This is a genomic window from Pseudomonas sp. E6002 (assembly GCF_013385565.1).
Classification (GTDB): domain Bacteria; phylum Pseudomonadota; class Gammaproteobacteria; order Pseudomonadales; family Pseudomonadaceae; genus Aquipseudomonas.
The window spans coordinates 5,860-17,980 of sequence record NZ_JACAPT010000016.1 but is presented as its reverse complement, the minus strand read 5'-3'; the positions used below and the strand labels follow the sequence as shown (position 1 = coordinate 17,980).

Genomic DNA, 12,121 nt, shown 5'->3' with positions numbered 1-12,121 from the left:
GCTCCCACATTGACCGAGTTCGGTCTTTCGATCAGTGGCCAGAAGCCTCCGGCCCCGCCTTCGCTGCAAACGGCGGTTTCGCCAGCCATACAATCACGATCAACGCCATGAACATCCACCCCAGCAACGTGAAGTAATCCACGGTGGACATCATGTACGCCTGGCTCGTCAGTATCTGGTCCAACTGCGCATACGCCTTGTGCCCTGCCCCGCCGAGCGCCTGCAAGGCGTCCCGGGTGGCCGAGTCGTAGGTGGTCATGTTTTCGCTCATGTAGGCATGGTGCTGGTCCGCCCGGCGAATCCAGATCCAGGTGGTCAATGAGGCCGCAAAGCTGCCGCCCAGGGTCCGCAGGAAGGTCGCCAGGCCAGCGCCGTCGGCGATTTGCGCCGGCGGCAGGTCGGACATCAGGATGCTCAAGGTCGGCATGAAGAACAGCGCTACGCCGATCCCCATGAACAACTGCACCAGGGCGATGTGTGTGAAGTCCACTTCATTGGTAAACCCGGCACGCATGAAGCAACTCAAGCCAATCGCCAGGAACGCCAGCCCCGCCAGCAGCCGCAGGTCGAACTTGTGCGCATATTTGCCCACGAACGGCGACATCAACACCGGCAGGATCCCGATCGGCGCCACCGCCAGGCCCGCCCAGGTGGCGGTGTAGCCCATCTGGGTTTGCAGCCATTGCGGCAGGATCAGGTTGATCCCGAAGAAACCCGCGTACCCGAGTACCAACACAATCGTGCCGATGCGAAAGTTGCGATAGGCGAACAGCCGCAGGTTGACCACCGGGTGCTCGTCGGTCATTTCCCAGATCACGAACACCGCCAGGGCGACAGCCGAGATCACCGCGCCGATGATGATGAAGTTCGACTCGAACCAGTCCAGGTCGTTGCCCTTGTCGAGGATGATCTGCAAGGCGCCGACGCCGACGATCAGGCTGAGCAAGCCGACGTAGTCCATCGGCTGATAGCTGGTGACCACCGGGCGTTTCTTCAGTTGCGAGCGCACCACCATCACGGCAAAGATGCCGATGGGTACGTTGATAAAGAAGATCCACGGCCAGCTGTAGCTGTCGGTAATCCAGCCGCCGAGGATCGGCCCGGCAATCGGCGCCACCACTGTGACCATCGCCAGCAACGCCAGGGCCATGCCACGCCTGGCGGGGGGATAGACCGCGATCAGCAGCGTCTGGGTCATCGGGTACAACGGGCCGGCAACCAGGCCTTGCAATACCCGAAAGCCGATCAGCTCGGGCATCGAGGTGGAAATACCGCAGAGAAACGAGGCCAGCACAAACAGGATGGTGGCCCACAGAAACAGCTTCACCTCGCCGAAGCGACGGCTCAGCCAGCCGGTGAGCGGCAGCGCGATGGCGTTGCTCACGGCAAACGAGGTGATGACCCAGGTGCCCTGCTCCGAACTCACGCCGAGGTTGCCGGAAATCGTCGGCAGCGCCACGTTGGCGATGGTGGTGTCGAGCACCTGCATGAAGGTCGCCAGGGACAGGCCGATGGTGGCCATCAGCAAGCTGGGCGGCGTGAAGGAGGCGTTAGCGTTACTCATCGCGAATCCTGTGCAACATGATTGGCGCTACGGCCGCCGGGGCCGCAGCTGATGGATTGGCGAATCAGCGCTGGGCAGCCTTGGGAGCGGCGACGCTGTTGTCATGGATCAATTGGGTGATCATCGCGTCGGCTTCGGCCAACTGGCGGTCGTAAACGTTGGTGGTGAACGACGCCTTCTGCGGCGCCTGCTGGGCCAGTACCGGGCCGCTCTGGTCGTGCAGGTCGACGTCGACCACGGTGGACAGGCCCACCCGCAGCGGGTGCTTGGCCAACTCATCGGCGTTCACATGGATACGCACCGGCACCCGTTGCACGATCTTGATCCAGTTACCGGTGGCGTTCTGCGCCGGCAGCAAGGCAAACGCGCTGCCCGTGCCCGCGCCGAGGCTGTCGACGGTGCCACTGAATTTCACGTCGCTGCCGTAGATGTCGGATTCGATATCCACCGGCTGGCCGATACGCATATTGCGCAGCTGGGTTTCCTTGAAGTTGGCGTCGATCCACAGTTGATCCAGCGGAATCACGGCCATCAGTGCAGTACCCGGCTGGACCCGCTGGCCCAGTTGCACGGTACGCTTGGCCACATAGCCGGTCACCGGTGCGATCAGGGTGCTGCGGGCGTTGGTCAGGTAAGCCTGGCGCAACTGTGCGGCGGCAGCCTGCACGTCCGGGTGGGACGAAATCACGGTGTCATCCACCAGGGCGCTGCTGGTCTTGAACTGTTGCTGCACGTTGGCCAAGGCGTTTTGCGCCGAGGTCAGGTCGTCACGGGCGTGGGACAGTTCTTCCTGGGAAATCGCCCCGCCGGCAGCGAGGTTCTTGCGTCGGTTGTAGTTGTCCTGGGCCTTTTGCACGTTGGCTTGTTGCGCCAGCACCTGGGCTTTCATGCCATCGACGTTGCTGTACAAACCACGCACCTGGCGCACGGTGCGGGCCAGGTTGGCCTGGGCACTTTGCAGGCCGACGGCCGCGTCGTTGGGGTCGAAGTTGATCAGCACCTGGCCTTCATGCACCAGGTCGCCGTCGTCAGCGCCGATGCTCACCACGGTGCCGGTCACCAGCGGGGTGATTTCCACCACGTTGCCGTTGACGTAGGCGTCGTCGGTGCTTTCGCTGAAGCGACCATACAATTCGTACCAACCCCACACGCCCAAGGCGCCGAGGATGACGATCAGCGCCAGCACAAACAGCATGACTTTGCGTTTGCGCGGATTGCTGGTGTTGGGTTGTTCAGCCTTGTTTGTTTCAGGAGCGTTGTTGCTGGTTTCGGCAGTGGCCATGACAAGTACCTTGAATTATTCAGTGCGCGTGGCTGGGGTGGTCGAGGCCACGTTATCGGCGTGGAAACCGCCGCCCAGGGCCTGCATCAGTTGAATCGAAAGATCGATTTGCTCGGCATTCAGGGTGGCCAACTGACGCTGGGCCTGGAGCAGTTGCTGTTCGATGCTGAGCACGTCCAGGTAATTGCCGATACCTGAGCTGTAACGCTGGACGCCGGTGTCGTAGGACTGCTGGGCAATGTCAGCGGCGTGTTGCTGGGCCTGGATCTGGCGGCCGGTCTCGCGCAATTGCGAGAGTGTGTTGCCGATATCGCCCAAGGCTTGCACCAGGGTTTTGTTGTACTGGGCCACGGCCAGGTCGTAGTCGGCGTCGCGAGCGTCGAGGTCGGCGCGCAGGCGGCCGCCGTCGAAGATCGGCAGCGAGACGGTCGGCGCAATGCTGAAGAAGCGGCTGGCCGAACCAAACATCGCATCCCCCAGCAACGACTCGGCCCCGGCGCTCGCGCTCAGGTTGAGGTTGGGGTAGAAACGGGTCTTGCTGGCCGCGATGTTCTTGCTCGCCGCCTCCACCCGCCAGCGTGCGGCGATCAGGTCCGGGCGACGGCCCACCAGCTCGGCAGGCAACACCGAAGGCACCGCAACCGCGCTCGGCTTGAGCACGTTGGGGCGTACCAGTTCGCTGCCACGGTCCGGGCCTTTGCCGAGCAACACTGCAAGGGCGATCTTCGCGCTCTGCAGTTGCTTTTCCGCATCGATCAGTTGCGACTGGGAGCTGGCTTCCAGGCTTTCGGTTTGCTGGTACTGGTACTGGCTGTCGATCCCGGAGTTCAGGCGACGCTGGCCCAGGTCGAGCATCTGCCGGGTGCGCTTGAGGTCATCATTGGCCAGGTCACGCACGATATGGGCCTGGCCCAGGTCGCTGTAGGCCTTGGCGACGTTGGCCGCGAGGGTCAGGCGCGCGGCCTGTTGGTCGACTTCGGCAGCGCGGGCCTGGCCCAGCGCGGCTTCCCAGGCGGCGCGCTGGCCACCCCACAGGTCGAAATTGTAATTGAAGCTGGCACCGATGTTACGCACGGTGGCGTAGGCATCGCCCTGGCCCAACGGGTCCTGGTCCTTGGCCAGGCGCGAACGGCTGACACCGGCACTGGCATCCAGGGTCGGCATGCGCTCGGCGTCGGCGGCATAGGCAGCGGCTTCGGCCTGGTGGGCACGGGCGCTGGCCACTTGCATGTCGGGGCTGTTCTGCAGGGCTTCCTGGATCAGGCCGTCGAGCTGTGGATCGCCAAGGCCTTTCCACCAGTCGGCGGTGGGCCAGGCGGCGGTGGACAGGGTCACGCCGCTGAGGGATTTGCCGGTTTGCAGGTTATTGGCTTCGAGGCGTTTGCCTTCTGTGTTCAAGCCGCTGAAATTGGCACAACCGGCCATAGTCATGGCCACCAGCACAAGGCTGAGGCCGGCACGCAAGGAGCGATTGTTCATGCACTACCTACCCGCTGAATGGTGATGGGGTCACCCGCAGCTATCAGAATTTTCTTCAGGATTTTTTCCAGGGTTTGCAATTCACCCGGCTCCAGGGCGCCCGCCAACTGGTTCAGGGCCTGGGCACCGATGTGCGGCAGCATGTCGGCCACGCGCTGGCCTTCGGCGGTCAGCACCAACTGCACCTGGCGCCGGTCCTGCTCGGAACGCTTGCGCGCCAGCAGGTCCTTTTGTTCCAGGCGGTCGAGCATGCGGGTCATGGAGCCGCTGTCCAACGACAGGTTGCGGCACAGCTCGGCCGGGGTGTCGACGCCGTACTGGGCCATGATGATCAACACCTTGAACTGCGCGGCCGTGATGCCGTGGGGTTCCATGTGGGTGTCGATGATCTTGTCTTTGAGCAGCGCAGCCCGGCCCAGCAGCAGGCCGAGGTGGCAGTTGTGGAAGTTTTCGGGGGTGAAGTGCTTCATCGTGACCAGCCTATTAACTGCCTAAGCAGTGAATGTGTGACACGATGTTACTGCCTAGGCAGCGAATGTCAAACGAATAGTTAGGTTGCTTGCTAATTAGCGGATAAATGGTGGGAGCCAGGCTCCCACCATTACCGTGGACGGATCAGAAATCGCGCTTGTAGAAAATATCCAGGGAGCTGGCCACACCGCTGGCCACTTCCAGGTACACCTTCTTGCTCAGCAAATAGCGCAAGGCGATGGTGTTGGCCGGCTCGAACACCCCCACGCCATAACGCAGGCTGAGCTTCTCGGAGATCTTGCCGCTGGCCACCACGGCGGTGTTGTTGCCGCTGCCCTGGGTGTCCAGTTCAAAGTCCTGGATGCCCAGGTTCTTGGCGATGTCCGACGTGACCCCGGCACTGCCCATCAACCCAAGACCCAGCGCCGCTTCGGCCAGCATGTTGTTGTCCTCACCGTTGGTGGTGCGCGAACGCCCCAACACCAGGTACGACAATGCATCCTCTTGGGCCATGGCCGGCTCCGAGAAAATTTGCGTAGTCGGCTGCTCGGCACTGCCGCTCAGACGAATACCGGCGGTGACGGTCCGGGACGGCTCGGTGGTGATCCGCACGGCCTCGATATCCAGGAACGGCTGGTCGATCGGCCCGGCAAACAGCAATCGCGCGCGGCGCACAGTCAGGCGTTGGCCGTAGGCACGGTAGCGGCCGTCGTTGAGCCACAGTTCACCACGGGTGTCCATGTTGTCGCCGATGTGCACATGGCCTTGCAGGTTGGCGGTGAGGCCAAACCCGGCGAAGCTCAGCTTGTCCTTGCCTACCTCCACATCGATGTCCATCGCCATGGCCATCGGCGGCTTGCCCTCTTCGGTCTGGCTGCCGACGATCACCGTGTCATCCGAGACCTTGACCGTCGAGGGCGGCAATTCCCGCACGGTGATCTCGCCCTTGGGAATCTGCACCTTGCCGGAGATCGCCAGCTTGTCGTTCTTCATGCTGATCTTCAGGTCGGGCGCCACCTCCAGGGCCGCGTACGGTTCCACGGTGACCGGCAGTTGCGTGCCTTGCAGCGCGATATCCACCGCCAGGGCCTGGCCCCAGTCGATCTGCCCCTTGATAGTGCCCTGCCCGGCCTTGCCGCTGCGCCAGCCGCCATTGAGCTGCACGCTTTCGCCGGCAATCAACGCCTGGATATTCAGGCCTTCAATGCTGGTGGGCAGTTCCGGGCCGGAGATTTCGCCTCCCACCAGGTTGATGCTGCCGTTGACCTGAGGCGCCAGCAGGCTGCCGGCGATCCGCCCGTTACCGTTGAGCTTGCCGTTGAGCTTTTCGACCATGGGTACAAACGGGCGGGCTACGGCGAGGTCGAGGCCGGTCAGGGTGAAGTTGCCGGTGATCGGCTTGTTCTTCGCCAGCGGATTGAGCTGCGCCTGCAACAGCAACTCGCCGAGCTTGCCGCCACGGAAATTGAGCTGGGTGTCGATGCGCGTGGGGTTGAGGGTGGTTTCCAGCTTCAGCGTGTCGTAGGGGAAATCCAGCCACTGGTCCTTGTCCTTGACCCGCAGGGTACCGCCGCTGGCGTCCACCGAGACCACGCCTTTGGGGCCGCTGGCCGGCAGGTCGAGCTGCACGTCGGCATTGAGCTTGCCCTGCCAGGCGAAATCCTTGGGCAACCACTGCGCCAGGCTGTCGATTGGGAACTGCTTGAGGTGATAACGCAGCTTCGGCTCGGGCATCAGGCGCTGGTCTTCGCCGCACAGGCTCGCCGGGCCGGAGACCCAGCAGTGCGCCGCAAAGGTCAGCTTGCCATCGGCCAGGCGCTCGATCTTCGCCGGCGCTTGCAGCTTCCAGTCCTGGCCACCGGCTTGCACATCGCCGCTGGCCAGGCGCCCGCGCCAGTTGCCTTTGTCGAGGTTGCCGTCCAGGGCCAGGGCCAGCTTGAGCAACGGGCCGGCCAGGTCGAGCTGGACTTTCTGGCTTTTGATATCGCCCTGGGCGCTGGCACTGAAGGTGCCGAGCTGGGTTTCACCGGCCTGGATGCCACTGCCTTTCAGGTCGACTTTGGCGCGCTGGGCATTATCCAGGTTCGCGTCCAGGGTCAGGTTTTGCAGGCGGTTATCTTCAAACGCCAGTTGCTGGCCAACCAGGTTGAGCTTGCCTTGCGGCGCTTTCAGGGTGCCGGCGACGTCGAGGCGACCATTCATCTGCCCGCGCAGTTGCGGCCAGAGCTGGGCGAGGCGCGTCAGCTTGATGTCGATCTGCCCGGCAAGGCGCTGTTGCAGGCTGCCGCTGCCATAGATGCGGTTGTCGCCGAGGCGAATGTCCAGGGTGCCGAGGGTCCATTGCTCGCCTGCGCCTTCGGCCTTGGCCTGGAGCACGGCAGGTTGGCCACGCAGACGGCCCTTGAGGTCGAGGTCGGCATTGAGCTTGAGTTGCTCGTTCTTCATTTCGCCCTTGCTGCGCAACGGGCCCGCGAGGGTGCCGGGCAACTCCGCGACCCAATACGCCGGGTTGATCGCCGACAGGTCCAGCGCCGTGTCCCAGGCGATGCCATCGGCAAATTGCAGGTTCAGGTGGCCTTCGGCCTTGCCCTGACCAGCCGCGAGTTTCAACTCGGGGAGGAACACTTGCTTGAGGTCGCCACTGAACGGGCTGGCCAGGCTGAACTTGCCCGCAGGGCCGTCGAGGTCGGCCTTGAAGTTGCCCAGATAGTTGCCGTCCTTGTAGGAAACTTCACCATTGAAGGTACGCAAGGCCACCTGGGGTTCGTCGATCACGGGGTACAGGCGATGCCACGGGAAATCCAGCCAGTCGATTTTCGCGTCGGCGCTGAAGCCGTGCTGCCAGTCCAGATTGGCACTGAGCTTGAGGCTTTGTTTGTCACCGGCATTCAAATCCAGCCCGGCGATCTGCGCGCCCTTGGCGTCGACCTTGCCTTGCAGCAGCAGGTCCACCGGGCCTTTTTCCGCGGGCAGTACGGCTTTGCCCAGCAACTGGTAACCGTTGCTCAGGTCGCCCTTGGCGGTCAGGTCCAGCTGATTGAGTTGCAGGGTATCGGGCAAATCGGCGCTGGGTTTGAAGCCGTCGGCGGTGATGTGCAACTGCGCCGGCAGGTTTTCCACCAGCGGTTGCAATTCGCCGCTGAGCTTGGCCGGCAGGTAGCCGCTGCTGTCGGCGTCGAGCTTGAGGGTCTTGAGCAAATCGCCATCGACCTTGAGCGCCAGCGCCCAGGGCGCACCGCCCGGGGCGTAAGGCAGGCTCAGGTTACCGCTGGCGGTCAGCGGCCAATTGCCGGTGGGTTGCAGCAGGCCGGACAGGTCAAGGACCAAACCGTCCCGTTGCAGGTGCACCGAGTCGATCTGCATTCCGGCGGTGGTCCAGTGCGCCGCCAGTTGCAGGCCCTGAAGCTCTTCGCTGCCATTGAACAGCAGGCTGCCGATGCGGATGTCGCCCAACTGAATGGCGACTGGCAGTTTCAAGTCCGGCAGGGTAATCGGACCGCTGCTTTCTTCGGTGCTGGGCGGAAATTGCAGGTTCACCTGCTCCACATCCAGCTGGTTGATGCACAAGGTCATGCGCATTAAACAGGCCGGCGACCAGTCGAACTTCGGCGCCTGCAGCTCCACGCGGCTGCTGTCTTGCTGCCACAACAGGTGGTCGGCACTCCACTGCCCGCCAAGGCGACCCTGGAAATTCTCCACGGTCAAACCCGGCACCTGGCCCAGCACCCACCGGCTGCCGACCTGGGTACCCAGCACCGTCCACATTGCCAGCACTATCACCGCGAGGACCGCCAGAATGGCCAGCCCCGCTATTTTCAAACCACGCATCACAGCTCAGGCCCCATGGAAAAGTGCAAACGAATGCCGCCCGGATCTTCGAGGGCATGGGCCAGGTCGAGGCGGATCGGGCCGACCGGCGACACCCAGCGCACGCCCACACCCACACCGGTTTTCAGGCTCGGCATTTCCAGGGTGTTGAACGAGTTGCCTTGGTCGATAAAGGTCGCGATCCGCCATTTTTCGGCGATGGAATATTGGTACTCGGCGCTCAGGGCCACCATGTAGCGGCCGCCGATGCGGTCGCCACGATCGTTTTCCGGGGACAGGGTCTGGTACTCGTAACCCCGTACGCTCTGGTCGCCACCGGCAAAAAAGCGCAACGACGGCGGCACGGATTTGTAGCCGTTGGTGGCACTGCCGCCAAACTGCGCCCGGGCCAGGAAACGGTGGTTGTCCCACAGGGTGGTCAAGCCCTTGATGGTCGCCGTGCCGTAAAGCAGGTTGGTGTCGGAACCCAGGCCTTCCTTGGCGACCTTGGCGTCGAACAGCAGGCGATAGCCGTTGTGCGGGTCGATGCGGTTGTCGCTGCGCAGGTAGGAATAACTGATGCCGGGCATCAGCAGCGTACTCAGGCCCGAGTCGTTGCCCAGGCGATATTCTTCGCGCTGCCATTTGAGCGAGATCACCCGCGTCCAGCCGCTGGGCAACTTGCTGTGCCACTCGGGGCCGAGGGTGAGCAGTTTACTCAGGGTGTCGGTGTTGGCGATTTCTTCATTCTGGTAGCCGCCGGCAAAGCGCAATTTGTCGGTCAGTGGCGGGTCCATGGGAATGTCGTACCACAACCCGACGTTCTGCCGAGGCGCGGAAAGCTCGGCTTCCCAGCCATAACTGTGGCCCTGGGGGTTGACCCAGTGGCGCGTCCAGTTGGCCTTGCCCCGCGGGCCGACATCGGTCGAGTAACCGAGGCCCAGGCCCATGGTGCGCGGCTTGCGGGTTTCCAGTTGCACGGCCACCGGGATCACGTCATTGGTCGAGGCCGCCGGGGCGGCGTCCACGCGCACGCCTTCGAAAAAGCCGCTGGATTGCAGGTTCTGGTTGAGTTCGGCGATCAGTTCGGAGTCGTAAGGCGCGCCGCTCTTGAACGGCACCATGCGTTGCAGCAGGTCTTCATCAAACGGCGTATCGCCGGCAAAGCTGACCTTGCCCAAGGTGTAGCGTGGGCCACTGTCATAAATCAGTTCGATATCGGCCACACCCGCCTTGGGGTCGACCGAGAGTTTCTGGCTGGTAAAGCGCCCGCTGAAAAAGCCGTAGCGTGACGCCTGGTTCTGGATGACGCGCTTGGCGTCTTCGTAGTTGCCGTGGTTGAGCACGGCGCCGGATTTGAGTTGGTCGCTGGCGGGCACGCGAAAGGCCTTGAGGTCGGCGGCCTGGCCGTCGACCCGAATGGTCACATTGCGCAAATGCACCGGTTCGCCGGGGTCGATGGTGAGGATCAGGCGCGGGTTCTTGCCGCCCTTCACATCGCTGGCAATCTGCGGTTGGTAGTAGCCCAGGGCCTGGGCGGCCTTGCGGGCCTGCTCCTCGGCGCCACGGCTGAACCGCAGCAGGGCTTCTTCGTCACGATCGCCGACCCCGCCGATATAGCCTTCGATGTTGGCTTTCAACGCGTCGTTTGAAGGCTTGATGCGCACATCCAATTCGCTTTGCGCCAAGGCGCCGCAGCTCGTGAACAGCAGAATCAAGCCGCTGGTAAATCTTCCTGGAAACTTCATAGGCCGGGATGCTACACGAGCTTGGGAGCGAGTTAGAACCCGGATTTGTCTGAATAATTCTGTCTTAAACCGTTGCAGCCTGTAACACCTGCGGATTTGCGTGAAAGAACACGTGTTCCAGTACCGGTCCTACAGCGACCTCGCCGATCTCTTCATAGCCCTGGCGCTTATAGAATTCCAGATAGCGAGAATTCCCCGTGTCCAGCACCACGCCCGAGGAATGCGGGTCTTCGGCGCACCAGTTGTGCACCGCTTCCAGCAGTTGCTCACCGTAGTGCTTGCCCTGGAATTGCGGGTGAATCCCCAGCAACGGCAGCACATGCACCGAATCCGAGGGCAGGCACGCCAGCACTGCCTGATGGTATTCCAGGTAACGCCGGGTACCGCGCACACCGGTACTCAGCCACATGCGCAACTGCCAGGCCCAGCTTTCGGTGATGCCCAGGCGGCGGGTCGGTGGCGCGATCAGGGCGATGCCGATCAGCCGGTCGTTGACCAACAGGCCAATCGCCGGGAGTTTCTGGAAGAAGTGCTGCTTGACCAGCTCACGCACCGTGGCGCGCACCCGCTGTTCGTAGCCGGGACGTTCGGCTTCGAAGATGTAGGCGAACGTCGGCTCATGGCGATAGGCCTGGTACAACAGCGAACGGGCTTCGCGGGAGTAGCCGCTGTCGAGCATGTGGATCTGGGCGATGGCAGTCGAGGTGTCAGGCATAACAGTGAATCTCCCCTGGGCGCTGACTCAAAAGGTCGCGCTCTTGTTATTACGAACGTCTGCGGCACTGTTTCGTTCAGTGTAGCCACCGGACGCCGCTTCGTAGCCCAACGCAGCCTTGTGCCTCGGCAGCTGCTACAAGGCTGGCTCCCGTCCTACATTGTCGGCTAGCATCGCCCTTTTGCCAGACTGGACCGCCGACCATGAAAATCGTGTCTTTCAATATCAACGGGCTGCGCGCCCGCCCTCATCAGCTGGCGGCACTGATCGAGAAACACCAGCCGGACGTGATCGGCCTGCAGGAAACCAAGGTCCACGACGACCAGTTCCCGCTGGATGAGATCAAGGCCCTCGGCTATCACGTGTATTACCACGGGCAGAAAGGCCACTACGGTGTTGCCCTGCTCTCGCGCCAGGAACCGCTGGCGCTGCACAAAGGCTTTGCCAGTGACGAAGAAGACGCCCAGCGCCGGTTTATCTGGGGCACCTTCGCCGACGCCAACGGCAACCCGATTACGATCATGAACGGCTATTTCCCACAGGGCGAAAGCCGCGACCACCCCACCAAGTTCCCGGCCAAGCAGCGCTTCTACGAGGACCTGCAAACCCTCCTGGAGTCGCAGTTCAGCAATGAACAGGCCGTGGTGGTAATGGGGGATGTGAATATTTCCCCGGAAGACTGCGATATCGGCATCGGTGCCGACAACGCCAAGCGCTGGCTGAAGACCGGCAAGTGCAGCTTCCTGCCGGAAGAACGCGAGTGGATGGCCCGCCTGAAGAACTGGGGCCTGGTGGACAGCTTCCGCCACCTCAACCCGGATGTGGCAGACCGCTTCAGCTGGTTCGATTACCGCAGCCGTGGTTTTGAAGACGAGCCAAAGCGCGGGCTGCGAATCGACGTGATCCTGGCTTCCCAAGGCTTGTTGCCCCGGGTGAAGGATGCCGGTGTGGACTACGACCTGCGCGGCATGGAAAAACCCTCCGATCATGCACCGATATGGCTGGAATTGAGCTGATTTCTTAACAGCAGCGCCGTTAAATGTGGGAGCGGGCTT

The 12,121-nt window shown here is 62.6% G+C and carries 8 protein-coding genes; 1 reads left to right on the top strand and 7 read right to left on the bottom strand.

The features are described from left to right. Positions 1–31: 31 nt before the first annotated feature. The 7 genes from HX815_RS14290 to HX815_RS14260 form a co-directional block, all read right to left on the bottom strand. Positions 32–1,564, bottom strand: a complete 1,533-nt coding sequence (locus HX815_RS14290) for a DHA2 family efflux MFS transporter permease subunit (RefSeq protein ID WP_003211786.1) — start codon at positions 1,562–1,564, stop codon at positions 32–34. Between the two features lie 64 nt (positions 1,565–1,628). Beyond that, a complete protein-coding gene (locus HX815_RS14285; protein WP_003211788.1) occupies positions 1,629–2,846 on the bottom strand; it encodes an efflux RND transporter periplasmic adaptor subunit in 1,218 nt (405 codons plus the stop codon). Between the two features lie 15 nt (positions 2,847–2,861). Continuing rightward, a complete protein-coding gene (locus HX815_RS14280) occupies positions 2,862–4,325 on the bottom strand; it encodes an efflux transporter outer membrane subunit (protein ID WP_102605511.1) in 1,464 nt (487 codons plus the stop codon). Beyond that, on the bottom strand, positions 4,322–4,795 hold the full coding sequence (locus HX815_RS14275; RefSeq protein WP_003211792.1) for a MarR family winged helix-turn-helix transcriptional regulator: 474 nt from the start codon (positions 4,793–4,795) through the stop codon (positions 4,322–4,324). The genes HX815_RS14280 and HX815_RS14275 overlap by 4 nt, the downstream gene beginning before the upstream one ends. Before the next feature lie 145 nt (positions 4,796–4,940). Further along, entirely contained in the window at positions 4,941–8,624 is a 3,684-nt protein-coding gene (locus HX815_RS14270; RefSeq protein WP_177028447.1) for a translocation/assembly module TamB domain-containing protein, read from the bottom strand. Beyond that, positions 8,624–10,351: an autotransporter assembly complex family protein gene (locus tag HX815_RS14265; RefSeq protein WP_023658973.1), complete on the bottom strand. Its 1,728-nt coding sequence runs from the start codon at positions 10,349–10,351 to the stop codon at positions 8,624–8,626. The genes HX815_RS14270 and HX815_RS14265 overlap by 1 nt, the downstream gene beginning before the upstream one ends. Before the next feature lie 64 nt (positions 10,352–10,415). Then, positions 10,416–11,066 (bottom strand): N-acetyltransferase, encoded by a 651-nt coding sequence (locus tag HX815_RS14260; RefSeq protein ID WP_003211798.1) that lies wholly within the window; start codon positions 11,064–11,066, stop codon positions 10,416–10,418. A 203-nt stretch (positions 11,067–11,269) separates the two neighbouring features. Here HX815_RS14260 and xthA point away from each other — a divergent pair, with 203 nt between their 5' ends. After that, complete coding sequence (gene xthA, locus HX815_RS14255; protein ID WP_102369515.1) at positions 11,270–12,082, top strand: exodeoxyribonuclease III; 813 nt, start codon at positions 11,270–11,272, stop codon at positions 12,080–12,082. Positions 12,083–12,121: the final 39 nt, after the last annotated feature.

Coding starts and splice junctions, on each gene's coding strand:
- HX815_RS14290 (WP_003211786.1), bottom strand. CDS start 1,564: ATGAGTAACGCTAACGCCTCCTTCACGCCGCCCAGCTTGCTGATGGCC.
- HX815_RS14285 (WP_003211788.1), bottom strand. CDS start 2,846: ATGGCCACTGCCGAAACCAGCAACAACGCTCCTGAAACAAACAAGGCT.
- HX815_RS14280 (WP_102605511.1), bottom strand. CDS start 4,325: ATGAACAATCGCTCCTTGCGTGCCGGCCTCAGCCTTGTGCTGGTGGCC.
- HX815_RS14275 (WP_003211792.1), bottom strand. CDS start 4,795: ATGAAGCACTTCACCCCCGAAAACTTCCACAACTGCCACCTCGGCCTG.
- HX815_RS14270 (WP_177028447.1), bottom strand. CDS start 8,624: ATGCGTGGTTTGAAAATAGCGGGGCTGGCCATTCTGGCGGTCCTCGCG.
- HX815_RS14265 (WP_023658973.1), bottom strand. CDS start 10,351: ATGAAGTTTCCAGGAAGATTTACCAGCGGCTTGATTCTGCTGTTCACG.
- HX815_RS14260 (WP_003211798.1), bottom strand. CDS start 11,066: ATGCCTGACACCTCGACTGCCATCGCCCAGATCCACATGCTCGACAGC.
- xthA (WP_102369515.1), top strand. CDS start 11,270: ATGAAAATCGTGTCTTTCAATATCAACGGGCTGCGCGCCCGCCCTCAT.